This is a genomic window from Acidovorax sp. GW101-11A03, assembly GCF_059424825.1.
In genome coordinates this window covers 18,024-42,913 of sequence record NZ_JBWKZU010000028.1, presented here as the reverse complement: position 1 = coordinate 42,913, position 24,890 = coordinate 18,024, and the positions used below count along the sequence as shown (strand labels likewise).

Sequence of the window (24,890 nt, the reverse complement as noted above, 5' to 3'; positions counted from 1 at the left end):
TGTAGCGCAATGTAACGCCGCGCCCCCAAGCCGCGCCAGGCGCCGTACGATGGCCGCTGGTTCTTGCTTGCACGCTCACTCGCTTGTTTGCTTGCTTGTCCTTTCTGCTTGTCACTTCTTGCCACCCAGGAGAAACCAGCCCATGCCCACCCCCACGCCCTCCTCCGCTGCAGCCACCCGCCCATCCGCGCCACGGCGCCACCTGGTGGCCTGCGCCGCACTCGCAGCCCTGCTTGCGGGCTGCGCCAGCAGCCCCTCGCAGTTCGCCTACACCGTGCCCGCCCAGCCCGAAGGTTCTTCGGGCTACACCGAAAAACCCGGCTGGGCCACCGAGAAGTTCGCCGTGGCCGCCGCCAACCCGCTGGCCACCGACGCGGGCTACCAGATCCTCAAGGCCGGTGGCTCGGCCATCGACGCCGCCATCGCCGTGCAGATGGTGCTGACCCTGGTGGAGCCCCAGTCCAGCGGCATCGGCGGCGGTGCCTTCCTGCTGCACAGCACCGGCAAGCTGGTGGAGGCCTACGATGGCCGCGAGACCGCGCCCGCAGCCGCCGACGAAAAACTCTTCCTGGGCGCCGACGGCAAGCCCGTGCAGTTTTATGACGGCGTGGTGGGCGGCCGCTCGGTGGGCGTGCCCGGCACCGTGCGCATGCTGGAGATGGCGCACAAGCAGCACGGCAAACTGCCCTGGGCCACGCTGTTCCAGCCCGCCATCACGCTGGCCGAAGGCGGCTTCAAGGTCAGTGCGCGGCTCAACACCCTGGTCAAGGCCGACGCCCACCTCAAGAAAGACCCGGTGGCCGCCGCCTACTTCTACAAACCCGACGGCGACGCCCGCGACGTGGGCTTCAATCTGCGCAACCCCGAGCTGGCCGCCGTGCTGCGCCGCATCGCCGCCGAGGGCAGCAAGGCCCTGCACGAAGGCGAGATCGCCCAGGCCATCGTGGACAAGGTGCAAAAGCACCCCACCAACCCCGGCAAGCTCAGCCTGGCCGACCTGGCCAGCTACCAGCCCAAAAAGCGCGAAGCGCTCTGCCACGACTACCAGGTGCAGGCCAAGGACTTCCGCATCTGCGGCTTCCCGCCGCCCAGCTCGGGCGCCATCGCCATCGGGCAGATCCTGGGCATCCTGAAAAACACCGACGCCGCCGCCAAGCCCCTGCAAGACGGCATCCCATCGGCCGACTGGCTGCACCTGTACACCGAAGCCGCCCGCCTGGCCTTTGCCGACCGCGCACTCTACGTGGCCGACCCCGACTTTGTGCAGCCGCCCGCAGGCAGCTGGACCAGCCTGATCGCCCCTGCCTACCTGGCCGAGCGCGCCAAGCTCATCGGCCAGCAGAGCATGAAGGTCGCCCAGCCCGGCAACCCGGCAGCCGTGAAGGCCGGCTATGCCCCCATGCCCGACCAGCCCGAATTCGGCACCAGCCACATCAGCATCGTCGATGCCTTCGGCAACGCCGTGGCCATGACCACGACCATCGAAGACCAGTTTGGCGCGCGGCAAATGGTCAAAGGCTTCTTGCTGAACAACGAGCTGACCGACTTCAGCTTTGCCCCCACCGACGCACAAGGCCAGCCCATTGCCAACCGCGTCCAACCTGGCAAGCGCCCGCGCTCGTCGATGTCGCCCACGCTGGTGTTCGACAAGGCCACGGGCGAGCTGCTGATGAGCGGCGGCAGCCCCGGCGGCGCGGCCATCATCCACTACACGGCCAAGACGCTGTATGGCGTCTTCAACTGGGGCCTGATGCCCCAGCAGGCCATCAACCTGCCCAACTTCGGCTCGATGAACGGCCCCACGCTGCTGGAAGAGAAACGCTTCCCACCCGCCACGGTGGAGGCCCTGCGCGCCCGGGGCGCCGAAGTGCGCGAAATGAACATGACCAGTGGCCTGCAAGCCATCACGCGCGGCCAGGCGCATGGCAAGAAGCTGTGGATGGGTGGCGCGGACCCACGGCGGGAGGGGGTGGTGATGGGGGACTGAGAGAGTGGATGGGTTGATGTCTTGGCATCAACCCACCCGCGCTGGCCAACCATCTGGCGCAACTGGCGCACATCCGTTACGTGACGCAGCGCGACCGCAAGCCGCTTCATGAAGCGACCCTCTTGCACAGGAAAGAAGCCTCCAGAGCTTCGTGATGCTGCGCTGCCACGACAAAGGCTCACCACGCCCAAGGTGTTTTACCTGCGGCCCCCCAATCGGTCAGGCCACGGCTGCCGTGGAAGAGTCCGTATAGCTGTGTGGGACGACTCTTCTCATCGAAAGTACATTTTCAAACTCTTCTTCGGGTGAATGGCCCCGAAGAGACTCTATCGCCCCATATCCCCATGACACGGCGCCAAAAGCGACTTTCTCTTTTCGCGCAGCATCCAAGTCGGAGATTTGATCACCAATATAGATGGCTTCATGGCAGGAAACTCCGGCCTCTTTCAGTACCTTCCGTATTCGTGGTGATTTACCAAAAATGGACATCCCGCACTCAAAGTGCGTGATGATCTTCATCATGTCCGCACCAAGAATTTCACGGATATTGTCGTAAGCATTCGATGAAACCACCGCCAGGGCGACCCCATTATTTGCCAAATGAAGCAACGTGGATTCAATATGCTCAAACAAGGAGATGCTTGCCGCATTGCTTTTCATAAGGGAGGCAAAGTCCTTTGCAACAAAAGGAAGCTTCCACTTGGGCAACTCTACCAGCTGCATTATTTGCCTTGCGCTCTTCTGACGCAAGCCGGGAACAGCATCCGCATCGATCTCTCTGAATCCGTGCTTTTGGGCGAGTTGATTAAAGACTTGAATAAAAAAGGGAAACGAGTCAGCGAGCGTTCCATCAAAATCAAAAATTGCGAGCTTATATTTCATTTAACCAATACTGTCTAACGTTCAACATGAGCGGCAAGACCCGGCTTGCCGAGGCCTGTCCTCTCAAATAAAGGGTTGGGCAACACTGCGAATCCTCTGCCTGCGCCTTGGCAATGAATTTCTTTGAATGAGCCAGCGCCCATCCACATGGGCTTCATAAACCGAAAACGTGAAGGGTATCAGTTGCTGCGCCAGAGGATTGGGGCAGGACATCAGCTGAAAGTGCAAGTGAGGCACATTCGACTGCCCGCTGTCGCCCGCCTCGGCGACTGGCTGCAGCCCACGCACAAGATCCCCCGCTTTGACGCTCAGGGAGCCCCGCCGAGCATGGGCCAAGAAGGCATAGATGCCGGGAGATTCAAGCGATTCGATCACAAGATGATTCCCTGCGAATTCCCGGATGTCTCCTGATCCACTGGCGATCAGACCTGCCAGTCGGCGCCTCTCTCGGGAGGGCAACCACGATGCCCGCACTAGGCCCCAGAGCTTCATCAGGTAGCTTTGGGGGTACTCGGGACAGCCATCCACGGCCGTAACGACTTTCCCATGGAAGGGGCTAAGGATCGGTTGCCCCCAGCCATGGTGCTCTTCAAGGGGAACAGCTGTCAGCAGTTCTCGCCATGCGGCACGGTTCGTGGCCTTGAGGTGTTTGTCCAGGCGCATGAAGTCAAGCGCAAGTTCATGCCCGGGTTCGGTGCCGTCGGCGCCAACGTACCACTCACCGAACAGCGGAAAGCCAACGCTCAACGAGGATGGCATTGTGTTGCCCACCGGTCGGCGCAAGGGACGATTGCAGGTGGGCGACGCCCGCTTGTGAACGCCCTCCTGGCGCAGCGGTCAGCTGGCGCTTGGGCGATAGCTCCACTTGGAGGTGGCCAGCAAGATGGCCAATGAAATGAATGCCAGAAAGATGCTGCCATAGAAGAAGACATATGACTCGCTCAGGCGTTGAGGGTAAATTTTCCATGCAGCCCCAAGACCGATGGCGTTGCCGCCGACGGCAAGGATGGCTGCAGCAAAGTCATGGAAGCGTCTTGCCCTGTTGGCACCAGCGGACCAGCGCGGATCTGTGTTGTAGCTCGGCAGGCTGGTGTGGGCATTGTCCAGGCGCTCCAGCTCAGCCAGAAAGTGGCGCAGATTGGAGATGGCGCGCTCAGACTTGTAGTTCAGCATCGCAAGGCACACCGATGCCACCGGAAAGCCAAGAATCAGCCATTCGATCGGAGGTTCGGAGCCGCTTTGGCTGGGCCTGAGAGCCACCAGGGCCGCCAGAAGGCTGACGACCAGCGTAACGTACAGGGTAAGTGCCTGCTGGCGCTGTGCGATGCGGGCGTTGACTTCCTGGTACGCGGCGATGAACCGGTAATTCGCGTCGACTGATGACTTGCTCATGGCCGAAGTATCGCTTGCCGATGGCTACCGACCGGTGTGCCACCCGCCACAGAGCTGGTTTTTGTGCAGCTGCGCCACCCGTGCGCTGCGTGGGCATGAAGCTCTGAAAGGGCACAGGCAGGGCGGAGCCAGGCCCTGCAACCATCCGCCCCTGCGCCCCGCTAAAGTCGAGCCCCATGGATCTACGAAGCCTGCGCTACTTCATTGCCGTGGTCGAGGCCGGCAGCCTCTCTCGGGCGGCGGGCAGCCTGTACATCGCGCAGCCTGCGCTCACGGCCCAGATCAAGAAACTGGAATCGGAGCTGGGCGCGCAGTTGCTGGAACGGTCGCACGCGGGTGTCACCCCCACGCAAGCCGGGGTGCAGCTGTACCAGGACGCACGGCGCCTGCTGAGCGATGCCACCGCCATGCGTGAACGTATCCAGCGCCTGCCCCAGGGGCCGGAAGGCTCGGTCACCATCGCCGTGCCGTTTCTGCTGTCGTCGCTGCTCATGGGGCCGTTGCTTGCGCGCCTGAAAGAGACACACCCGCGCATCCGGGTGTTCGTGCTGGACGACCTCAGCCTCATGGTCAAAAAGGCCATGGTCGAGCGGCGTGCAGACATTGGCATCCTGGTGGATACGCCGCAGGCAGAGGGCCTGGTGTGCAGGCCGTTCGCGCGCGAATCCATGTACTTCTGCGGGCACGACGCCGATGGCACCGTGCGCGCCCTGCTGCAGCGCCCGTCAGCATCCGCCGCCCCCACGCGCCCCGACATCGACTTTGCGGTGGCCGCCGCGCAGCCGCTGGTGCTGCAGTCGCGTCGTTTTTCCATCCGCCAGCAGGTGGAAGACGCTGCGGCCTTGCGCGGCACGGCGCTGAACATCGTGCATGAGCACGATTCGGCCCGCGTGATCCGCTCGCTGTACGCCTGTGGCGCAGGCTTCACGTTCACGCCGGCCTGCGCGATGGGCGACACACCCGCCATGGCGTCTGACTGGCTGGTGGCACGTGTGGTCAACCCGGAGATGGCCCGTGCCTACACCGTGGCCACGGCCCCCGAGCGGGACCGGGACCCCGGTGCAGACGGTGTGATGCAGGCCGTTTTGCAGGCCCTGGCCGCTGTGGCGCAGCGCCTTGCAGACACCGGCCGGTGGGATGCAGAGATCACCGGGCCTGGCGCAGCGCCATGATGCGGGCCAGCAGAGCACGAAAGGGCCGCCAAACGGCAGCAGCCCCGCAGCCATCAATTCGATTGATGCCTCCCGATCAGCAATCGGTATTTCCCTGATACCCCCATCTTCTGGAACAGTCCGGCCAAGCCCCCGCCACACAGGGGGTTGCACTCCAGGAGACGACCATCACCACCACCCCGCCCCCCCACAGCTGCGCCCATCGCCGCCCCGTCGCCAACGTGGGCGCCCTTGTGGCGCGCAGCGCCCGTGCCCATGCCCGCCGCATAGCGGTCAAGAGCCCTGCGCGCAGCATCACCTACGCCGATCTGGAGCAGCGCACCAACCGCCTGGCCAACGCCTTGCTGGGCCTGGGCCTGCAGCGCGGGGACCGCGTGGGCATCTACCTGCCCAACTGTGTCGAGGTGGTCGAGATCGAGATCGCCTGCTACAAGGCCGGGCTGATCAAGGCGCCGTTCAACGCCCGGCTCTCGCCCACCGAGGTCGGCGCCATTGCCGCCAACAGCGGCGCGGCGCTGATCGTGACCACTGCCGAGCGCGCCGAGACCATCCGCCCGCATGTGTCGCAAAGCATGCCCAGCGCCATGCCCCAGCTGCTGCTGACCGACGAAGCGGGCCCCGCAGGGTATGAATCAGCACTGGCCCAGGCCAGCGACGCATTCGCCCCGGTGGCCGTGTTCGAGGACGAAGTCGCCGTGCTGCACTACACCTCGGGCTCGTCCGGCGTGCTCAAGGCGGCCATGCAGACCTTCGGCAACCGCCTTGCGCAGCTGCGCAAGTTCCTTACCCGCTCGGACGGGCAGCAGCCCGGCCACATCCTGGGGCTGGTGGGCCCCATCACCCATGCATCGGGCATGCAGATGGTACCGGCGCTGTGCCAGGGGGTCACCATCCGCCTGTTCAACGGCTTCGAGCCCCCGCGCTTCATCGCCGACATGCGGGCCGACCGGGTGACCCACACCTTCATGGTGCCCACCATGATCAACATGCTGCTGGCCGAGCTGGAGGGCCAGTACCGCCCCCTGCCCGACCTGCTGCGCCTGGGCTACGGCGCCGCCCCCATGGCGCCCGCGCGCATCCTGCAGGCCATGGACGTGTTCGGCCCCATCCTGCAGCAAGGCTATGGCGCGGGCGAGACAACCTCGGGCGTGTGCGGCCTGTCGGTGGAGGACCACCTGTTTGCCCGCGCGGCGCGGCCCGAGCGGCTGGCCTCGTGCGGGCGCCCGTTTCTGGAATGCGATGTGCAGATCCTGGGCGACGACGGCCAGCCCGTGGCCACCGGCGAGATCGGCGAGATCGTGGTGCGCGGCGACGACATCTTTGCGGGCTACTGGCGCGCGCCCGAGCTGACGGCCGAGGTGCTGAAGGACGGTGCCTACCACACGGGCGACCTGGCGCGCATGGACGATGAGGGCTATGTCTACATCGTGGACCGCAAGAAGGACATGGTGATCAGCGGCGGCTTCAACGTGTACCCGTCGGAGGTGGAGGCAGTGCTGTACCAGCACGACGCCATTGCCGATGCCTGCGTGTTCGCCGTGCCCGATGACAAGTGGGGCGAGGCCGTGGCCGCGCACGTGGTGCTCAAGCCCGGCCGTGCGGCCGGTGCCGACACCACCGCTGCGATCGACGCGTTCTGCGCCCAGCACCTGGGCGGGTTCAAGCGGCCCCGGCGCATCGAATTCGTCACCACCCTGCCCAAGAACCCCAACGGCAAGGTGATGCGCCGCGCCGTGCAGGCTCCGTATTGGGAGGGGCGTGGGCGGATGGTGAACTAGGTACATCCCCCTGAGGCGCTACGCGCCTTCCCCCTTCTCTCGCATCGCTGCGCGCTGCGGGAAGGGGGACGACGCCCTCGCTGCGGGGCGGCCCTTGCTCGGCGTCTCTCGCCTGGGCCTGCGCCGGTTTCCAGAGCCCGCTGTCACAGCCAACGACAAGGAATCCTGACATGAACAACGACATCACATCCCCCCTCCCCGCGCCGCTGTTTCCCGGCATGCCTTTTGAAGGCTCGTCGCAGGCGGCCGAACTGATCGCGCGCATCAACGAGTTTCTGTATGGCGAGCTGGCGGCGCTGGCGCGCGAGCATGGCATCGACCACGAGAACGCGCCCGACAGGGCCTTGCTGCAGCAGGTGTGGAAGCGCTCGCACGCGCTGGGCTTTTACGGCATGACGCTGCCGCAGAAGATGGGCGGCCTGGGCCTGTCCACGCTGGACCATGTGCTGGTCAAGGAAGCCATCTACGCCAGCGGCTCGCCATTCGCCCCCCATGTGTTTGGCGAGCTGAGTGGCCCGCCGCGCGTGGGCGCGCTGGCGCGCATGGCCACACCGCACCAGATGCAGCAGTTCATCCTGCCGGTGGCGCGGGCCGAGATGGCCATCTGCTTCGCGCTGACCGAGGCCGAGGCTGGATCGGACGCTGGCAACGTGCAGACACGGGCCGTGCGCGATGGCGACGACTACGTGATCACGGGTACCAAGCGCTTCATCTCGGGCTCGCCGTTTGCCGACTACGCGGTCCTGATGGCGTCCACCGCCACACACGACGACCCCGACCCGAAAAAGCGCGAGGTCACGGCCTTCTTTGTGGACTTGCATGCACCCGGCGTGCGTGTGGAGTCGGGCTACAAGACCATGGCCGGACAGACCAGCACGGGCAACATCGTGCTGGACGGAGCGCGCGTGCCCGCCGCCAACCTGATCGGCGAGCCCGGGCGCGGCCTGGCGCTGGCGCTGGGCCGCATCAGCGTGAACCGCTTGCTGCACTGCCCGGCCATGCTGGGCCTGGCGCAGGTGACCCTGCGCGATGCACGCGACTACGCGCAGCAGCGCCACCAGTTCGGCCGTGCCATCGGCCAGTTCCAGGCCATCCAGCACATGCTGGCCGACATGGCGACCGACTGGGCCGCCGCGCGCGGGCTGATGCTGGCCACGGCCCGCGCGATTGATGCAGGCGCCGAGCCGCGCGCCGAATCGTCCATGGCCAAGCTGTTCTGCTCGGAGGCGGCCTTCCGCATCGCCGACCGCGCGGTGCAGATCCACGGCGGCGAGGGCATCGTGCAAGGCCGTCGCGTGGAGTTCCTGTTTCGCATGCTGCGCATGTACCGCGTGCTCACCGGCACCAGCGAAATCCAGCGCAACACCATCGCGAAAGAGCTTTTGGCATCCCCCTGAGCGGCTGCGCCGCCCACCACGCGCCAAAACAACCCTCATAGAAAATGACAAGGAGACAAGACATGACCAAGCAACCCATCCCCCACCTGCGCCGCCGCGCACTGATCGCTGCGGGCTTGCTGCCGCTGCTGGCCGGCGCCCCCGCGCTGGCCACCGAGGCATGGCCTGCGCGCCCCATCAAATGGGTCGTGCCCTACCTCGCGGGCACGGGCCCGGACACCACGGCCCGCATCGTGGCCGAGGCCGTGTCGAAGGAACTGGGCCAGCCCGTGGTCATCGAGAACAAGGGGGGTGCAGGCGGCAACCTGGGTGCACGCCAGGCGGCCAAGGCGGCGCCGGACGGCTACACCTGGGTCTATGCCGGGTCGCCCATGGCAGCGAGCATGCGCATGTACAAGCAGCCGGGCTACGACGCACTCAAGGACTTTCGCCATGTGATCGGGCTCACCAGTTCGGACACGGTGGTCATCGTCAACGCGCAAAGCGACATCCGCACCCTGGCCGACCTGCTCGCGCGCATGCGTGCGCAGCCCGGCAAACTGGACTACGCCTCGGGCGGCGTCGGCACGCCCTCGCACCTGGGGGTGGAGATGGTGCTCAGCGTGAGCCAGGCGCAGGCCACGCATGTGCCGTACAAGGGCGCGTCGGAAATCGTCAACGCGGTGCTGGGCCAGCAGGTCACCTTTGGCGCACCCATCACCGCCGTTGCGTACTCCAACATCGTGGCGGGCAAGCTGCGCCCGCTGGCCGTGACGGGACCCGCGCGCAACCCCAAGCTGCCCACCGTGCCCACGCTGGCCGAGGCGGGGCTGCCGGGCGTGGAGCTGACCTCGTGGGGCGGCGTCTCCGTGCCCACCGGCACACCCGATGCCATCGTCTCGCGCGTGCGTTCCGCATTCGAAGCCGCCCTGCGCCAGCCCGCCGTGGTGGCAGCGCTCGAAGAGCAAGGCGGCATGGTCCACCCGCAAGACAGTGAGACCTTCACACGTGCCTTCGGCCGGGAAATCGGCTTCACCGAAGCCATGATGAAGCGCATCAAGCTCGAACCGATGTGACGGCGCCGGGCATGCGCCACCAGATGATCCGCTTCAATTTTGATAGCTGTCAGCGCATATCCATCAGGCGATGGGGCCATTTTTAATTCTCAAACAGTTAGCTTCTCCATGCGAACCCTCTCCCTGTGCGCGGCACTCACCCTGCCGCTTTGGCTGGGCCTGGCCCCTGCAACCTTTGCCCAGGTGGCCGATGTCCGGCAGGACGCAACCGCCGCTACGCGTGCGCGCCAGACCACATCCCTGGGCACGCTGGACGTGAATGCGCCTGCCAGCTTCGAAGATGCTCGCCGGGGCCTGATCGCCACACCCAGCGGCCAGGTGCGCAACGCCCAGGGCCAGGTGGTGTGGGACTTCGACGCGCTGCGGTTTGCGCAGGGCGAGGCGCCGCCCACCGTGCACCCCAGCCTGTGGCGCCAGGCGCGCCTGAACCAGACGCCCGGCCTGTACCAGGTGCGCGAGGGCATCTGGCAGCTGCGCGGGTTCGATCTGGCCAACCTCACGCTCATCCAGGGCCGCACAGGCTGGATCGTGGTGGACCCGCTCACCACGCAGGAGACGGCGGCCGCCGCCCTCGCGTTCGCGCGCCAGCACCTGGGCGCACAGCCGGTGTCGGGCCTGGTGTTCACGCACAGCCATGTGGACCACTTCGGCGGCGCCCTGGGCGTGCTGACCGCGCAGGACGCCCAGGCGCGCGGCGTGCCCATCGTGGCGCCCGTGGGTTTCATGGAAGAGGCCACCAGCGAGAACGTGCTGCTCGGCCCCGCCATGTCGCGCCGCGCGGGCTTCATGTATGGCAGCCAGCTGCCACGCGATACGCGCGGCGTGGTGGACAACGGCCTGGGCATGGCCGTGGCGGCCGGGCGCATCGGCATCCTGCCGCCCACGGTGCTCATCGACCAGCCCACACAGGCGCTCGACATTGACGGCGTGCGCTTCGTGTTCCACAACGTGCCAGGCTCCGAAGCCCCGGCCGAGATGGTCTTCGAGCTGCCCGACCTGCGCGCATTCGGCGCGGCCGAGCTGGTCTCGCAGACGCTGCACAACCTCTACACCCTGCGCGGCGCAAAGGTGCGCGATGCGCTGGCGTGGTCGCGCTACATCGACGGCGCCATTGCGCACGCAAGCCGTGCGGATGTGGTCTTCCTGCAGCATGGCTGGCCGGTGTGGGGCCGCGAGCGCATCGACACCTTCATGACCACGCAGCGCGACACCTACCGCTACCTGCACGACCAGACGGTGCGCCTGCTCAACGCCGGGCTGACCCCTGGCGAGATCGCCGAAGCCGTGCAACTGCCCTCCACGCTCGCGGCGCAATGGGCGTCGCGCGGGTACTACGGCACCGTCAAGCACAACGTGCGCGCGGTGGCCCAGTTCTATCTGGGCTGGTTCGACGCGCACCCCGCCACGCTCGACCCGCTGCCGCCCGTGGAGGCCGCACGCCGCTACGTGGCCCTGGCGGGCGGCGCAGACGCTGCGGTGGCCGCCGCGCGCCAGGCCTACAACGCGGGCGACTACCGCTGGGCCGCTGAATTGCTGCGCCATGTGCTTCTGGCGGACAGCAACAACGCAGCGGCCAAAGACCTGATGGCGCGCAGCTTCGAGCAAATGGGCTACGCCGCTGAATCTGCGCCCTGGCGCAACTTCTACCTCACCGGCGCGCAGGAGCTGCGCCAGGGCCCAGCCCCACGCAACGCGTCGGCCCCGCGCTCTGCCGTGGCCGACATGCTCATGCAAACGCCCATCCCGCAGTTTCTGGACGCAATGGCCGCCTCGCTCAACGGCCCGCGCGCCGACGGCCTGCGCCTGGCCGTGGCGCTGCGCTTCACCGACGCACAGGAAAACCACGGCCTGTGGATCGAGAATGCGGTGCTGCACCACCGCCCGGGCACACCGCCCTGGCCCGCCGCCGCCACACTGGTGCTCACCAAGCCCGCCTTTCTGCGCCTGATGAACGGCCAGGCCACGCCGCAAGATCTGGCCACCACCGGCGCGCTGCGCGTCGAAGGCGACCCCCAGGCGCTTCGGCAGCTGATGGCGCTGCTGGACAAGCCAGCGCGCGACTTTCCGATCATGACACGGTGATGTGGATGAAAAAGGCCTCCAGCGCCCGTATACAAAGCGCTTTCCGCTCCTGAATCAGGAGCGATTGCAACAAGAGAAAACCCAACGCCAGCCGGTGGTGCCCACCCGGTGGGCCTGCGCTTCACTCGGCCAGCGGGCTGGGCGCTGTGTCGGTGCTGAAGCGGTTCTTGCCCGCCTGCTTGGCGGCATACATCGCGGCATCGGCCTGCGCCAGCAGCGCATCGGCATCGCTGCCGTGGCGCGGGTACAGCCCCGCCCCCACGCTGGCCGACACCTGTGCAACCGCACTGTCCAGCACAAAAGGCTGCGCCATCGCGGACAGCACCTTGTCCGCCACAACCTCGCAGTCCTCCACCTGGTCGATGGCCGCCAGCACGATGCCGAACTCGTCCCCACCCAGCCGCGCCACGGTGTCTTCGGCGCGCACGCAGTCCTCCAGCCGCCGGGCGACCTGCTGTAGCAGCTGGTCGCCCGCTGCGTGGCCCCACTGGTCGTTGACGGACTTGAAGCCGTCGAGGTCCACATAGAGCACGGCGGCACGCCGTCCGTAGCGGCGGGCCGATTCGAGCACACGCGCAAAGCGGTCGTTGAACATTACGCGGTTGGGCAGGCCGGTGAGCGCGTCGTGCAGCGCGTCGTGCGACAGGCGCATCTCCAGCTCCTTGTGCGCGCTGATGTCCTGCGTCACCACCACCAGAAAGTCCGGACGGCCCTGCGCATCCTTGACCAGGCCCAGGGCCTCATACACCCACAACAGGCCGCCATCCTTGCGCCGGTAGGCCTTCTCCATCTCGGGCGACAACACGGGCGAGTGCGCCACCAGGCGCTGCGCCAGAAAGCGGCGCACGGCTTCGCGCTCGCCCTCATCGCTCAGCGCAAACAGGTCGCGCTGGCGCAGCTCCTGCAGCGAATAACCCAGCATGCGGCAGAACTTGTCGTTGGCCCGCAGGATGCGGCCCTCGGGCGTGATGTGGGCGATGCCCGTGGCCGCCTGGTGGAAGGTGGCGCGGAACAGCCCCTCGCTGGACGCGAGCACATCGGCCACGGCCCGCTGGCGCGCCAGCACCACGATGAGCAGCGCGCCAAAACACAGCAGCGCCACGCTCGCGCCCGCTGCCAGGGCCAGGTAGCCCGCACGCCGCTGCATCACGGGTTCCAGCACTTCGCTGGAGGCCGAGCCCACGGTCACCATCAGCGGATGGCCCGCCATGCTGCGGTAGCTGAGGATGCGCGGCACACCATCCACCGCACCGTGGGCGTCGATCAGATCGTCCTCGGGCGCTGCCGCCTGGCGCTGGAACCAGGGCAGGCTGCGCGCGTCAGCACCAAAGCTCACCTTGCCGCCAGACTTTCGGCCCCGCACCACGCCATCCAGCCCGGTCAGCTCCAGCAGCCCCTGGGCGCCCAGGTCGGCCTGCCGGTAAAAGTCCGTGAAATTCGTCGGGTCCACCGACATCACCACCACGCCGCCAAAGCGCCCCCCCTCCCTCACGATGCGCAGCGCCATCGGAATGCGCCACAGCCCCGACACACGGCCCAGCACGGGTTCGCTCACGAACAGCTCATCGCGCTCGCTGCGCCGCAGCGCCTGGAAAAAAGCGCGGTCGCTGTAGTTGACGGCCCCGGTCTCCTGGCTGCTGCTGACAATGTCGCCCTGCTCGTTGACCACGCTGATGATGGTGAACATGGGCTCACGGATCACGCCGCGCGCCACCCAGTCGCGCAGGTTGATGTCGGTGCCCTGCTGCAGGTACTGCTCGCGCACAAAGGCCGCCACCTGCTCGGCCGCCTTGAGGGTGCGGACCACCTGCTGCTCGAAGGCAATGGCCAGGTTGGCGTTGGACTGCATGGCCGAAGCAACGGCCTGCTCGCGCTCGAACGCCACACGCTGCAGCGTGACCAGCCACAGGCCCGCAACGGCCGCGAGGCAGCCCAGCGCAATCGCCAGGCTCAGCGGCGTGGCGAGCCGATAGCGGCGGCGCGGCGCCCCGGCTTCAAGACGGTCGTCCACGTCCGATGGCCGCGTGGTGTCATCTTCTTGCTCCATGCCACCGAAATGTAGCGGCGCATCCGCACTTGGTCGATGAAAGGATGGCAATACCAAGAGGACAACAAAAAAAGGCCTCCAGCGCGCATCTGAAAAGCGCTTTCCGCTATCGATACATGAGCACCTTGGGGACGCTGGCCACCAGCATCGCCAAGCCCGACAGCGTCAGCATGCCCAGCACAATCTGCCGAAACCTTGCCTCGCTGATGCCGTGGTACAGCTTGGCGCCCAGCAACGTGGGCACCAGCATGGCGGGCACAACGATGGCCAGCAGGGGCAGGGCTTCGCGGGTGACCAGGCCGGTGGCGAGGTAGGTGGCAAAGGTCACCAGCAGCATGGCCAGGTTGAAGTTCTGGATGATGGCGCGCTGCACATCCTTGTCGAGCCCGCGCAGGGTGCACCACAGGGTGGGCAGCACACCGGTGAAGCCGCCCAGGCCGCCCATCACACCGCCTGCCAAGCCCACCGCCGCATCGGCCACACGGCCGCCCCGGGTGATGCGGGGGAGTTGTTTGGCCATGAGCATGGCGGGGCACCACAGCACCAGCAGGGTGCCCAGCACCAGCTTGAACGCGTCCATGTCCAGGCGGGGCAGCACGGCCACGCCGAGGGGGATGCCCGCCAGGCCGCCCAGCACAAAGGGCAGCAGGCGCACGCGGTCAAAGCCCCGGCGCACGGTGGCGGCGGCCACCAGCTGGCCCGCGAGTGCGCCGCACACCGTGAGCACCGCCGCCAGGCGGGGCTCCAGGCTCCAGGCCCAGAACGACATGGCGACCATGCCAAAACCAAAGCCCGACAGGCCTTGCACAAAGCCTGCGGCAACGGCGCCGACCGCCACGATCAACAAAACGGAATCCATGCCTCTCCCTCTGCATTGGTTGCGCGCTGTGCTGGCAGCGCCCTGGTGCCATTGTGTGGGCAGGCAGTGAGGCGCCAGCAGCGGGCCACAAAGCTCAGTACAACGTGGCCTGCTGGCGTGCAGGCAGGTCGCGGTCGTAGGTGGCGCCGTCAAACTGGCCCAGCGTGATGGCCGCAAGGATGGCGCCCGGTGTGGGCACAGGGCGCGGGGTGCCGGGAGGCACGGTGCTCCAGAGTTGCGAGCGCTGGATGGCGCGGGCGCACTGGAAGAAGACGGTCTCCACATCCACCACGACCACGCACTTGGGCGGCTGGCCGTTGACCACGAAGCGCGCAAGCAGATCGGGCGCGACGCTGATGCGTGCGCGGCCATTCACGCGCAGGGTTTCGCCCACGCCGGGGATGAGGAACAGCAGCGCCACACGCGGGTCGGCCACGATGTTGCGCAGGCTGTCGGCGCGATTGTTGCCGCGCCGCTCGGGCAGCAGCAGGGTTTTGTCGTCCAGCAGCTGCACGAAACCGGGCGGGTCGCCACGCGGCGAAGCATCCAGCCCGCCCGGGCCGGTGGTGGCCAGCACCGCAAAGGGCGCGGCTTCGATCATGGCACGGTAGGCGGGGTGGATGTACGGCACCTCTTTGCTGAGCGATGCGTCGCTGGGCTGGCCGAGCAGCGCCTCCAGGCGCTGCAGCGTGTCGATGGCGTGGGGGTCGGTCGGTGCGGGGGCCTCGGTCATGGCGGTGGCGTCTTTCGTTGGGATGGCAGGGCTGGCCGGGGCGCGGCGGGTCTGCCGCGTGGTCCAACGACATTGTGGTCTGCCAGCGTGACAGAGGCCACAACAGCGCATCTGCCACCTGCCACGCGGGCGCCTGTTGCCAGTGGCAGGAGACCCGGGCCCCGCCAGTCAACGCCCCGGCCGCAGCTTGACGCCGGGGAAATCCACCGGAACGGCCAGCGCCACATTCACATAGTTGGTGAACAGGTTCAGCGCCACATGGGCCACGATCTCAACCATGTGCTCGTCGCTCAGGCCCTGGTCGCGCAGCGCCTGCACGTCGGCGGCATCGACCTGGCCGCGCTGGTTGACGAGCTGCAGCGCAAAGCGCAGCACGGCGGCGGTGCGCGGGTCGGCAGATTCGCCCGACTGCGCCGCGGCCAGCGCCTCGCCGCTCACGCCCGCCTTGCGGCCCAGCGCGGTGTGGGCGGCCAGGCAGTAATCGCAGGCATTGCGGTTGGCCACGGCCACGGCGATCTGCTCGCCCAGGGCCGCGCCCACCACGCCGCCACCCAGCGCGCCAAAGGCAGCCCACATGCTTTGCAGCGCGGCGGGCGAGTTGGCGACAGCGCGAAACATGTTGGGCGTGGTGCCAAAGGCGCCGTGGATCTGGTCCAGCAGCGCACGCGCCGGGCCGCTGGCGGCGGTGCGCTCGACCAGAGAAACGCGGGCGGAAGAGGAGGTATGGGACATGGTGATTTCCTTGCAGGTAGTTGAACGTTGGAGATCCGTCGCCGGGTGTGGCGCCGGGCGCTGATGCACAGCACCCCTGCAGTGTCTTGCGCCAAGGCGTACCATTGGGCACAAAAAATCCATCATTCATACCAATTCATCCAAATCCCATGCCCACAGACCACCCACAGCCCTCACCAAGCGCCGCGCCGCTGGATCGCCTGTCGCCGCTGCTGGAGCGGTTTCGGGTGCGGGCGCACCTGTTCCACAACGGGCCGCTGTGTGGCGTGACGCACTTTGCGGCAGCGCCGGGCCGGGGCTTTTTGCATGTGCTGCGCCGGGGCGAGATGGTGGTCACACACCAGCCCCAGGCGGGCCCGCCCGAGAGGCTTCAGGTGTGCGAGCCCAGCCTGCTGTTCTATGCCCGGCCGCTGGAGCACTTTTTTCACAACGCGCCTACCGATGGCTCGGACTTCACCTGCGCCGCGCTGGACTTTGATGGCGGCGCCAGCCACCCGCTGGCCCGCGCCTTGCCCCCGTTGGTGGTGCTGCCGCTGGGCGCGGTGGACGGGCTGCAGCAGTCGCTGGACCTGCTGTTTGCCGAAACCGACCGCCTGCGCTGCGGCCACCGCGTGCTGGCCGACCGTTTGTTTGAAGTGGTGCTGCTGCAGCTGCTGCGCTGGCTGCTGGACCACCCGCAGCAGGCGCAGATGCCGCCGGGCTTGCTGACCGGCCTCGCCGACCCGCACCTGTCGCGCACCCTCACGGCCCTGCACGAGGCGCCCGGCCAGGCCTGGAGCCTGGAGCAGATGGCGCAGCAGGCAGGCCTGTCGCGCAGCGCGTTCGCCGCCCGTTTCAAGGCCGTGGTGGGCGAGACCCCGGCCGACTACCTGGTGCACTGGCGGCTGACGTTGGCGCAGGCACATTTGCGCGGTGGCCGGTCGCTGAAGTCAATTGCCAACGAGCTGGGCTATGCCAACCCTTCAGCGCTGTCGCGGGTGTTTGCGCAGAAGCTGGGGGTGTCGCCACGGGGCTGGCTGGACGGTGTTGCCGCATAGCCCGGCTCGACGCGCACCCCATGGGTTGCCACAATGGGCGGCGCCGCCTGCAACACCAAGATTCAAGCAAAATCAGGCCCCTCCGCCCGTCAATAAAGCGCAATCAGCTATTTAATTGATAGCAAATCCATTCCTCTGCCGCCGAGAAGGATGCACGCCATGAACGCTGCCCTCACCCAACTGGCTGCCGACTGCGGGCTGGCCAGCGATGCCCAGACCCCGCTGCGCCTGGCCTTTGGCCTGGCTTGTGTGCAGCGCGTGCGCCACCTGCTGGAAGATCCGGAAGCCATCGCGGGCCTGGACACGCTGGCTGCATTCACGACAGGCCTGGTGGACGCAGCCACGCTGGCCAATGCAGCAGAGCGGCTGAAAGCGGTGGCCTCGCACCACAGGGGTTCGCAATCGCTGGACGGGTCGGCCCACGCCGCTGTGTCGGCCACCTATGCCGTGGCGAATGCCCTGGCTGGCCGGGCACTGGAGGCTGCCAGCTACGCGGCCTATGCCACGGTGTACGCCTATGGGGGTTACGCAGTGCAAGACCGCTCGGCCTTTGAGCCAGAGCACCTGTGGCAGGTGCAGGCATTGCAGCGGCTGGTGGCAGGCGCCACAACCGCGCCGTCGGCACCCTCGCTGGCGGCCTGCCAGCCCCCGGCATGAGCCGCCCACCCATCCTCGCCGCGCTGGCCGCCCCGCTGCGCACGATCCTCGATGCCGAACTGGCGCGGGGCAATGCCATTGATGAGGTCGCGGACTGGCCGCCCCATTGCGAGCTGCTCATCATCCTGCGCCGCCCTTTCGCCACGGCCTACCCGCTGGCGCCGGGCATGACTTTCAACGCCATCGAAGACCGGCATTACTGGAAGTCCGAGTACCACCTGGATGGCGGGCGGCAGACCTTGGCCTGCGGCTTTGGCTGAAGCGCTGCGCAGGCTCAGACATCAATCGCCGCGGCCGACCCGGCCAATTTGCGCAGCTCGAACTTCTGGATCTTGCCGGTGCTGGTCTTGGGCAGCTCGCCAAACACCACGGCACGCGGCACCTTGAAGCCCGCCAGGTGCTTCTTGCAGTGCGCCACGATGTCTTCGGGCGTGGTCTGCGCACCGGTTTTCAGCTCGACAAACGCGCAGGGCGTCTCGCCCCATTTGGGGTCGGGCTTGGCCACCACGGCAGCGGCCAGCACGTCGGGGTGGCGGTAGAGCACGTCTTCGACCTCGATGGAGGAGATGTTCTCGCCGCCCGAGATGATGATGTCCTTGCTGCGGTCCTTGATCTTGATGTAGCCGTCGGGGTACTGCACGGCCAGATCGCCGCTGTGGAACCAGCCGCCTGCAAAGGCCTCGTCGGTGGCCTTGGGGTTCTTGAGGTAGCCCTTCATGGCGATGTTGCCCTTGAACATGATCTCGCCCATGGTTTCGCCGTCCTGCGGCACGGGCAACATGGTCTCGGGGTTCAGCACGCGCACGTCGCGCTCCAGGTGGTAGCGCACGCCCTGGCGGGCGTTGAGGCGGGCGCGCTCGCCAATGTCGAGCGCATCCCAGGCCTCGTGCTTGGCGCACACGGTGGCGGGGCCGTAGACCTCAGTCAGGCCGTACACGTGGGTCAGGTCGAAGCCCATCTTTTCCATGCCTTCGATCATCGACGCCGGTGGCGCGGCGCCCGCCACCATGGCCTTGACGCCAGCGGGGACGCCCGCCTTCATCGCATCGGGCGCATTGACCAGCAGGCCATGCACGATGGGCGCGCCGCAGTAGTGCGTGACGCCGTGGTTGCGGATGGCATCGAAGATGGCCTGCGCGTCCACCCGGCGCAGGCACACGTTGACGCCCGCACGCGCCGCAATAGTCCACGGAAAGCACCAGCCGTTGCAGTGGAACATCGGCAAGGTCCACAGGTACACCGCGTGCTTGGGCATGTCCCACTCCAGCACGTTGCTGATGGCGTTGGTGGCCGCGCCCCGGTGGTGGTAGACCACGCCTTTGGGGTTGCCGGTGGTGCCTGAGGTGTAGTTGAGCGCAATCGCATCCCACTCGTCAGCGGGCAAGCTCCAGGCAAAGGTCGCGTCGCCGCTGGCCACAAAGGCTTCGTAGTCAGTGCCGCCCAGGCTTTGCACGGCGGGGCCGTAGAGCGCGTCCTGCACCTCGATCACGCTGATGGGCGTGGTGGCGGTGCGCAGGGCCAGCGCTTTGGCCATGGTGCCGCTGAATTCCGGGTCCACGATCACGGCCTTGGCCTCGCCGTGGTCGAGCATGAAGGCGATGGCTTCGGGGTCCAGCCGGGTGTTGAGGGTGTTGAGCACGGCGCCCGCCATGGGCACGCCAAAGTGCGCCTCCACCATCGGGGGCGTGTTGGGCAGCATCACCGCCACGGTGTCGTTCTTGCCGATGCCCGCCTGGGTCAGCGCGCTGGCCAGCTGCCGGCAGCGCGCATAGGTCTGGGCCCAGGTCTGGCGCAGCTCGCCGTGCACGATGGCCAGGCGGTCAGGGTAGACCTCGGCCGTGCGTTCGATGAACGACAGGGGCGACAGGGCGGCAAAGTTGGCTTCGTTGCGGGGCAGGTGCTGGTCGAAGATGGAGGTCATGGGTGGGTGCGAGAAGGTGAACAGGACACAGCCTAGCGCCGCAGGCTGACACGAAGGCAACACCATGCGCAGAGCCAGCGCCAGGGCGCTAACTCAAACGCTGCGGCGGTGGCTTTGCTTGACACGGTACATGGCCGCGTCGGCGCTGGCCAGCAGCGTGTGCGCGTCCTGGGCGTCGCGCGGGAACAGGCTCACGCCGATGCTGGCACGCACCGGGAAGGGATGGCCCTCGATGTCCAGTGGCGGCGCAAAGGCCTGCTCCAGCTTGGCCACGATCTGCAGCGCGGCTTCTTCCGAGTCCACGTTTTCACACAGCACGGTGAACTCGTCGCCCGCCAGCCGGGCCACGGTGTCGGCCTGCCGCACGGCGCCCAGGATGACGCGGGCCACGGCCTGCAGCACCAGGTCACCCACGGCGTGGCCGCGCGTGTCATTGATGGCCTTGAAGTCGTCCAGGTCCACAAACAGCAGGGCGCAGTCGCGGCCGCTGCGGCGCGAAAGTTCGAGCGCCTGCGCCAGGCGCTGCTCGAACATGCGGCGGTTGGGCAGGCCGGTCAGTGCATCGTGGTGCGCCAGGTGGGCCATGGCGTCGCGGCTGGCGTTCAACTCGGTGATCTGGCGGCTGATCTGCTGCTCCATGTCGTGGAAACTGCGGGCCAGCTCGCCCACCTCGTCCTTGCGGTGCACAGGCAGCGCACCATGCGCCAGCCCCTTCGAGAACGCCTGCGCGGCCGCCACCATGGCCTGCAGCGGCTGCGTGACCACGCGCGACACGCCCGCCGCCAGCACCACGCCCACCAGGCTGAGCACCAGCAGGATCTTGAGGATGCTGCGGCCCAGGTCCAGCACCTCGCCCTGCACGGCAGCCAGGGGCTGCGATAGGCCCACCACCATGAAGCGCCCTTCCTCCTCGCCGCCAAAGGGCATGCGCACAAACGAGAACACGCGCGCCTCGTCGTCGTCGGAGCCGGGTCGGCTGAGCACGGCCTCCTGGGCACGCCCCTCCACCAGCGCCGCCACCGGCGCAAAGCTGTCCTGGATCAGGATGCGCTGGCCCCGGTCAAAGCCAAAGGTCTGGGTGGCATCGGGGTGCACCAGGAAGTCGCCCCAGCGGTTGCTGAGGTAAAAACCATAGGGCGTTGGCAGCGCGGCATCGAAGTTGCGCAAGAACGGCTCGGCCGCCACGCGCACCACCACCACCCCCTGCACCTTGCCGCCCTGCACCACGGGCGAAGCCATGTTGAACACCGGCACCGCTTCCTCGCCCGGGGAGCCCTCGTGGTTGATGCCGAATTCGGACACATAGACCTCCCCCGCCGACAGCGCCAGGGCTTCGAACACAAAGGGGAAATGGGCCTTCTCCTGCAGCGCTTCGTCGGCAATCCGCACGGGCACCCCACCCTGGCGGTCGATGCGCACCAGCTCCAGGCCGTAGTCCCAGGCGCTGATGAAACGGATCTGCAGGTAGCTGGGGTGCGCGGCCAGGCTGGCGCGGAAGATCTCGGCGAGGCGGTTCCGGTCAGGCTCCTGCGCTGCCACGCTGGCCAGAAAGGACGTATCGCGCGCGACCGTGCCGAACCCGGCCTGCATGTGGCGCGCCAGCACCTGCGTGGTGGCCATCAGCGCACGTTCGGCCCGCCCCTGCAGACGGTCGCGGCTCGAGTCAAAGGTGTAGTAGCCCGCCAGGATGGCCGCAAACACGCTGAACGAGGCCAGCAGCACCCCCAGGCGCAGTGCAATGCCCCATGTCATGCGCTGCATGCCCATGTGTCAGAACCTCGCCGGGCGGTCGCCCGCCACGATGCGCTGCCACAGTTGCGCGCGCCGGGTTTCGTCCTCCACCGGCTCCAGCCAGACGATGGGCCCCATGGGCACGTCCCCCGACAGCGCGGGCGGCTCCTCCAGCGTGTTGGCCAGGCCCTGGCGCCGGGTGAATTCGCGGCTCAGCGCCGGGTCGAGCATGTAGTTGATCCACTCCGCAGCCAGGGCCACCTGGGTGGATCTGCGGGTGATGGCCCAGCAGTCGAGCCAGGCCAGCGCGCCCTCTTTGGGCACCACATAGCCCACGTCCAGCCCCGCATCGCGCAACTGCTTGAGCTGCTGCTGGCCGTAGTTGGCGTGCATCACGGCCACCTTGTGCTTGCGGAACAGCTCCACCGACTCCTCGGGCAGGCTGTAGAACGAGCGCACATTGCGGCGCAGGGCCACCAGGTCCCTGGCCAGCGGGCTGAAACGGTCGGGATCAATGCGAAACGGCGCCAGCCCCCGGTGCATGGCGGCCAGCGAAAACCCGTGGCTGCTGCCGTCAAATGCCAGCACCTTGCCCTGCCAACGCGGGTCCCACAGCACGGCAACCGAGTCCGGGGGCGTGCTGAACTGCTGGCGGTCGTAGACCAGCCCCATCTCGGAATAGGTGAAGGGCATGGCATACACCTCGCCCCGCGCGGTGATGCCTGCGATGGACTGCAGTTGCCGAAAACGCGGCAGCTGGCGCGCCGTGTTGGGAATGTTGCTTACGGGCAACGGTGTCAGCATCTTCTGGTCCACCAGGCGCGCGATTTCGGCGGTGTTGGCGGCGACCAGGTCAAACCCGGGGCCGCCCGGGCTGGCCAGCTTGGCGCGCAGGACGTCGTCGGAGGCCACGGTGGTGATCTCGACCTTGACCCCGTGGCGCTTCTCGAACACGGCCACAAAGTCGGCATCGGCATACCCCGGCCAGGCCAGCACGCGCAGCACCGTGGCGGCTTGCGCCGGGCCAGGCAGCACCGCCCCCAGGCCTGCGGCCAGCAACGCTGCCGCCGCACTGCGGCGCCGCACCTGATGCGGCCCAGTGCCTGCTGCTTGCTGCCACGCCATGCACGCCATGCCGAAAGCCCCGCTTTGTAATAACTGGTAACAAACAGTTTACGCGGACAATACACCGCGTGACGATCCCTCAGTCTTTCATCCAGGAACTGCTTGCCCGCGTCGATGTGGTCGACATTGTGGGCCGCTACGTTCAACTGAAGAAAGGCGGGGCCAACTTCATGGGACTGTGCCCTTTCCACGGGGAAAAGTCGCCATCTTTCAGCGTCAGCCCCGCCAAGCAGTTCTATCACTGCTTTGGCTGCGGCAAAAACGGCAACGCCATCAGCTTCTTGATGGACCACGCAGGCATGGGTTTTGTCGAGGCCGTGCAGGACCTGGCCCAGGGCGTGGGCCTGCAGGTGCCTGACGACGACATCTCGCCCCAGGAGCGCGAACGCGCCGCCGCCGCCCGCCAGAAGCAGGCCACGCTGAGCGACGTGCTCGAAAAAGCCGCCGATGCCTACCGCCGCCACCTGCGCGAGTCGCAGCGCGCCATTGGCTACTTCAAGGGCCGGGGCGTGTCGGGCGCCGTGGCCAAGCGCTACGGGCTAGGCTATGCACCGGAGGGCTGGCGCAGCCTGGCCAGCGTGTTCCCGCGCTACGACGACCCGCTGCTGGAGGAAAGCGGCCTGGTCATCGTGGGCGAAGAGGGACAGGACAAGCGCTACGACCGGTTTCGCGACCGGGTGATGTTCCCCATCCGCAACGTGAAGGGCGAATGCATCGGCTTTGGCGGCCGGGTGCTGGGCGACGACAAACCCAAGTACCTCAACTCGCCAGAAACCCCGGTGTTCCACAAAGGCCGCGAGCTGTACGGCCTGTTTGAGGCCCGCACTGCCATCCGCGAGCACGGCTATGCCCTGGTCACCGAAGGCTACATGGATGTGGTGGCGCTGGCGCAGCTGGGGTTTCCGAACGCCGTGGCCACCCTGGGCACGGCCTGCACGCCCGAGCATGTGCACAAGCTGCTGCGTTTTACGGACGCGGTGGTGTTCAGCTTTGACGGCGACAACGCGGGCCGCCGCGCCGCGCGCAAGGCGCTCGACGGGGCCCTGCCCCACGCCACCGACACGCGCAGCATCAAGTTTCTCTTCCTGCCCGCCGAGCACGACCCGGACAGCTTCATCCGCGCCCACGGCACCGACGCCTTCGCCCAGCATGTGGGCAACGCCGTGCCGCTCAGCCGCTTTCTGGTCGAATCGGCCAGCGAAGGCTGCGACCTGGCCACGGCCGAGGGCCGCGCCCACATGGCGAGCAACGCCCGCCCGCTGTGGACGGCCCTGCCCGACGGCGTGCTCAAGCGCCAGCTGCTGGGCGAACTGGCCGAACTCACCCAGCTCAACGCACGCGACCTGTCGGAGCTGTGGAACTCTGGTGGCGGTACCCGTGAGCCTGCACGTGCGCCCGCCCCGGCACCGCGCCCCCAGGCCCCGGCCGCCAGCCCCTATGCCGATGAGCCCCCCTGGGGCGACATGCCCCCCCCCGACCTGGACGGCTGGCAGCCCCACCACGAGCCCGAGTACGTGGGTGGCGGGGGCACATCTGGTGGCTACGAGGCGCCGGGCGGTGGTGGCTATGGCGGTGGCAAGCCCCCGTTCCGCAAGAACAGCGGTGGTGGCGACTGGAAAAAGGGCAGCAACGGCAAGTGGAGCAAGCGCGACAAGGACGCGCCTTGGCCGCCCCAGCCGCCCCAGCCGCGCCTGCCCCGCACGCCCGCCATGGGCCGGGCCGACCACGCCGCGCGGCTGCTGTTGTCGCACATGGCGTTTCTCGAAGAGCTGACCCATGACGACCATGCCGCGCTGTGCGCCCAGCCCTCGCCCCACGGCCCGCTGTTCACCTGGCTGGAAGCGCAGTTCCACGAACACGGCCCCCTGGCCTGGGCCGTGCTGCGCGAGAGTCTGCGCGACCACGAATGCGAAGACCTGGCGGTGAAGGTGATGACCGGCGCCCACGCCCAGACCGAGGGCGAGCTGGCCGAACTCCGGCTGGAGCTGCGCGATTTGCTGAACCGCATGCTCATCGAGGACATCGCCGAGCAGCAGAAGCTGCTGATGCTGCAGGCCGCCCAGGACCCCTCGGCCCTGGAGCGCTACCGGGCTCTGGAGCAAAAACGCAAGATTTTGTTGGGCGTGAACACCGCAACGGCTTGAAATCGAGTCAAATGGTATGATGTAGGGTTAGGCAAGAGCGACAGCAGCACCTCCGAGCCGGGCCACCGCGACAAACGCGCACCTATGCGCTGATGGGCCCACTTATCGCAAGGACTGCACACCAAATGATCGCCCAGACATCTTGCCGCTGAGGGCATC

20 protein-coding genes are annotated in these 24,890 nt (G+C 67.2%); 10 read left to right on the top strand and 10 right to left on the bottom strand.

Going from position 1 to position 24,890, the window contains the following annotated elements; translation table 11 throughout:
- The first annotated feature begins 142 nt into the window (after nt 1-142).
- A complete protein-coding gene (locus AC07Z7_RS13365; protein WP_494766510.1) occupies nt 143-1,987 on the top strand; it encodes a gamma-glutamyltransferase family protein in 1,845 nt (614 codons plus the stop codon).
- 219 nt (nt 1,988-2,206) lie between these two features.
- Here the strand turns inward: AC07Z7_RS13365 and AC07Z7_RS13360 are convergent, their stop codons facing one another.
- The 3 genes from AC07Z7_RS13360 to AC07Z7_RS13350 form a co-directional block, all read right to left on the bottom strand.
- Complete coding sequence (locus tag AC07Z7_RS13360; RefSeq protein ID WP_494766509.1) at nt 2,207-2,869, bottom strand: HAD hydrolase-like protein; 663 nt, start codon at nt 2,867-2,869, stop codon at nt 2,207-2,209.
- A gap of 63 nt (nt 2,870-2,932) precedes the next feature.
- A complete protein-coding gene (locus tag AC07Z7_RS13355) occupies nt 2,933-3,628 on the bottom strand; it encodes a M23 family metallopeptidase (RefSeq protein ID WP_494766508.1) in 696 nt (231 codons plus the stop codon).
- 78 nt (nt 3,629-3,706) lie between these two features.
- Complete coding sequence (locus tag AC07Z7_RS13350; protein ID WP_094291774.1) at nt 3,707-4,261, bottom strand: hypothetical protein; 555 nt, start codon at nt 4,259-4,261, stop codon at nt 3,707-3,709.
- 176 nt (nt 4,262-4,437) lie between these two features.
- On the opposite strand from AC07Z7_RS13350, the gene AC07Z7_RS13345 reads away from it, so the two are divergent.
- The 5 genes from AC07Z7_RS13345 to AC07Z7_RS13325 all read left to right on the top strand — a co-directional run bounded on the left by AC07Z7_RS13345 (nt 4,438) and on the right by AC07Z7_RS13325 (nt 11,745).
- Complete coding sequence (locus tag AC07Z7_RS13345) at nt 4,438-5,433, top strand: LysR family transcriptional regulator (RefSeq protein WP_494766507.1); 996 nt, start codon at nt 4,438-4,440, stop codon at nt 5,431-5,433.
- Nucleotides 5,434-5,600: 167 nt separating this feature from the next.
- Complete coding sequence (locus AC07Z7_RS13340) at nt 5,601-7,211, top strand: AMP-binding protein (protein ID WP_494766525.1); 1,611 nt, start codon at nt 5,601-5,603, stop codon at nt 7,209-7,211.
- 170 nt (nt 7,212-7,381) lie between these two features.
- A complete protein-coding gene (locus tag AC07Z7_RS13335) occupies nt 7,382-8,608 on the top strand; it encodes an acyl-CoA dehydrogenase family protein (RefSeq protein ID WP_494766506.1) in 1,227 nt (408 codons plus the stop codon).
- Nucleotides 8,609-8,670: 62 nt separating this feature from the next.
- Nucleotides 8,671-9,663, top strand: a complete 993-nt coding sequence (locus AC07Z7_RS13330; RefSeq protein WP_494766505.1) for a Bug family tripartite tricarboxylate transporter substrate binding protein — start codon at nt 8,671-8,673, stop codon at nt 9,661-9,663.
- 108 nt (nt 9,664-9,771) lie between these two features.
- Nucleotides 9,772-11,745, top strand: coding sequence for an alkyl/aryl-sulfatase (locus tag AC07Z7_RS13325; protein WP_494766504.1), 1,974 nt, complete (start codon nt 9,772-9,774; stop codon nt 11,743-11,745).
- Between the two features lie 121 nt (nt 11,746-11,866).
- Here AC07Z7_RS13325 and AC07Z7_RS13320 read toward each other — a convergent pair whose 3' ends face one another.
- The 4 genes from AC07Z7_RS13320 to AC07Z7_RS13305 form a co-directional block, all read right to left on the bottom strand.
- Nucleotides 11,867-13,792 carry a sensor domain-containing diguanylate cyclase gene (locus tag AC07Z7_RS13320; RefSeq protein ID WP_494766503.1) on the bottom strand — a complete coding sequence of 642 codons (1,926 nt, stop codon included), beginning with the start codon at nt 13,790-13,792 and terminating at the stop codon, nt 11,867-11,869.
- A gap of 106 nt (nt 13,793-13,898) precedes the next feature.
- A complete protein-coding gene (locus tag AC07Z7_RS13315; RefSeq protein ID WP_494766502.1) occupies nt 13,899-14,651 on the bottom strand; it encodes a sulfite exporter TauE/SafE family protein in 753 nt (250 codons plus the stop codon).
- Between the two features lie 94 nt (nt 14,652-14,745).
- Entirely contained in the window at nt 14,746-15,384 is a 639-nt protein-coding gene (locus tag AC07Z7_RS13310; protein ID WP_494766501.1) for a pyridoxamine 5'-phosphate oxidase family protein, read from the bottom strand.
- 168 nt (nt 15,385-15,552) lie between these two features.
- Nucleotides 15,553-16,116 carry a carboxymuconolactone decarboxylase family protein gene (locus AC07Z7_RS13305; protein WP_494766500.1) on the bottom strand — a complete coding sequence of 188 codons (564 nt, stop codon included), beginning with the start codon at nt 16,114-16,116 and terminating at the stop codon, nt 15,553-15,555.
- Between the two features lie 149 nt (nt 16,117-16,265).
- On the opposite strand from AC07Z7_RS13305, the gene AC07Z7_RS13300 reads away from it, so the two are divergent.
- From AC07Z7_RS13300 to AC07Z7_RS13290, 3 genes are all read left to right on the top strand, one after another.
- On the top strand, nt 16,266-17,153 hold the full coding sequence (locus tag AC07Z7_RS13300; protein WP_494766499.1) for an AraC family transcriptional regulator: 888 nt from the start codon (nt 16,266-16,268) through the stop codon (nt 17,151-17,153).
- A gap of 159 nt (nt 17,154-17,312) precedes the next feature.
- Nucleotides 17,313-17,810 (top strand): hypothetical protein, encoded by a 498-nt coding sequence (locus AC07Z7_RS13295; RefSeq protein WP_494766498.1) that lies wholly within the window; start codon nt 17,313-17,315, stop codon nt 17,808-17,810.
- Nucleotides 17,807-18,070: a hypothetical protein gene (locus tag AC07Z7_RS13290; protein ID WP_494766497.1), complete on the top strand. Its 264-nt coding sequence runs from the start codon at nt 17,807-17,809 to the stop codon at nt 18,068-18,070. The genes AC07Z7_RS13295 and AC07Z7_RS13290 overlap by 4 nt, the downstream gene beginning before the upstream one ends.
- A 14-nt stretch (nt 18,071-18,084) precedes the next feature.
- Here AC07Z7_RS13290 and AC07Z7_RS13285 read toward each other — a convergent pair whose 3' ends face one another.
- The 3 genes from AC07Z7_RS13285 to AC07Z7_RS13275 form a co-directional block, all read right to left on the bottom strand.
- A complete protein-coding gene (locus AC07Z7_RS13285; protein WP_494766496.1) occupies nt 18,085-19,731 on the bottom strand; it encodes an acyl-CoA synthetase in 1,647 nt (548 codons plus the stop codon).
- A 93-nt stretch (nt 19,732-19,824) separates the two neighbouring features.
- Complete coding sequence (locus tag AC07Z7_RS13280) at nt 19,825-21,492, bottom strand: diguanylate cyclase domain-containing protein (protein ID WP_494766495.1); 1,668 nt, start codon at nt 21,490-21,492, stop codon at nt 19,825-19,827.
- A gap of 9 nt (nt 21,493-21,501) precedes the next feature.
- Nucleotides 21,502-22,587: an ABC transporter substrate-binding protein gene (locus tag AC07Z7_RS13275; RefSeq protein ID WP_494766494.1), complete on the bottom strand. Its 1,086-nt coding sequence runs from the start codon at nt 22,585-22,587 to the stop codon at nt 21,502-21,504.
- Nucleotides 22,588-22,655: 68 nt separating this feature from the next.
- On the opposite strand from AC07Z7_RS13275, the gene dnaG reads away from it, so the two are divergent.
- Entirely contained in the window at nt 22,656-24,731 is a 2,076-nt protein-coding gene (gene dnaG / locus AC07Z7_RS13270; RefSeq protein WP_494766493.1) for a DNA primase, read from the top strand.
- Nucleotides 24,732-24,890 lie beyond the last annotated feature (159 nt).

What these genes read in the sequence shown, in the direction of transcription:
- AC07Z7_RS13350 (WP_094291774.1), bottom strand. Translation starts at nt 4,261, where the DNA reads ATGAGCAAGTCATCAGTCGACGCGAATTACCGGTTCATCGCCGCGTAC.
- AC07Z7_RS13290 (WP_494766497.1), top strand. Translation starts at nt 17,807, where the DNA reads ATGAGCCGCCCACCCATCCTCGCCGCGCTGGCCGCCCCGCTGCGCACG.
- AC07Z7_RS13365 (WP_494766510.1), top strand. Translation starts at nt 143, where the DNA reads ATGCCCACCCCCACGCCCTCCTCCGCTGCAGCCACCCGCCCATCCGCG.
- AC07Z7_RS13295 (WP_494766498.1), top strand. Translation starts at nt 17,313, where the DNA reads ATGAACGCTGCCCTCACCCAACTGGCTGCCGACTGCGGGCTGGCCAGC.
- AC07Z7_RS13315 (WP_494766502.1), bottom strand. Translation starts at nt 14,651, where the DNA reads ATGGATTCCGTTTTGTTGATCGTGGCGGTCGGCGCCGTTGCCGCAGGC.
- AC07Z7_RS13305 (WP_494766500.1), bottom strand. Translation starts at nt 16,116, where the DNA reads ATGTCCCATACCTCCTCTTCCGCCCGCGTTTCTCTGGTCGAGCGCACC.
- AC07Z7_RS13320 (WP_494766503.1), bottom strand. Translation starts at nt 13,792, where the DNA reads ATGGAGCAAGAAGATGACACCACGCGGCCATCGGACGTGGACGACCGT.
- AC07Z7_RS13345 (WP_494766507.1), top strand. Translation starts at nt 4,438, where the DNA reads ATGGATCTACGAAGCCTGCGCTACTTCATTGCCGTGGTCGAGGCCGGC.
- AC07Z7_RS13355 (WP_494766508.1), bottom strand. Translation starts at nt 3,628, where the DNA reads ATGCCATCCTCGTTGAGCGTTGGCTTTCCGCTGTTCGGTGAGTGGTAC.
- AC07Z7_RS13275 (WP_494766494.1), bottom strand. Translation starts at nt 22,587, where the DNA reads ATGGCGTGGCAGCAAGCAGCAGGCACTGGGCCGCATCAGGTGCGGCGC.
- AC07Z7_RS13310 (WP_494766501.1), bottom strand. Translation starts at nt 15,384, where the DNA reads ATGACCGAGGCCCCCGCACCGACCGACCCCCACGCCATCGACACGCTG.
- AC07Z7_RS13360 (WP_494766509.1), bottom strand. Translation starts at nt 2,869, where the DNA reads ATGAAATATAAGCTCGCAATTTTTGATTTTGATGGAACGCTCGCTGAC.
- AC07Z7_RS13325 (WP_494766504.1), top strand. Translation starts at nt 9,772, where the DNA reads ATGCGAACCCTCTCCCTGTGCGCGGCACTCACCCTGCCGCTTTGGCTG.
- AC07Z7_RS13330 (WP_494766505.1), top strand. Translation starts at nt 8,671, where the DNA reads ATGACCAAGCAACCCATCCCCCACCTGCGCCGCCGCGCACTGATCGCT.
- AC07Z7_RS13285 (WP_494766496.1), bottom strand. Translation starts at nt 19,731, where the DNA reads ATGACCTCCATCTTCGACCAGCACCTGCCCCGCAACGAAGCCAACTTT.
- AC07Z7_RS13280 (WP_494766495.1), bottom strand. Translation starts at nt 21,492, where the DNA reads ATGCAGCGCATGACATGGGGCATTGCACTGCGCCTGGGGGTGCTGCTG.
- AC07Z7_RS13300 (WP_494766499.1), top strand. Translation starts at nt 16,266, where the DNA reads ATGCCCACAGACCACCCACAGCCCTCACCAAGCGCCGCGCCGCTGGAT.
- AC07Z7_RS13335 (WP_494766506.1), top strand. Translation starts at nt 7,382, where the DNA reads ATGAACAACGACATCACATCCCCCCTCCCCGCGCCGCTGTTTCCCGGC.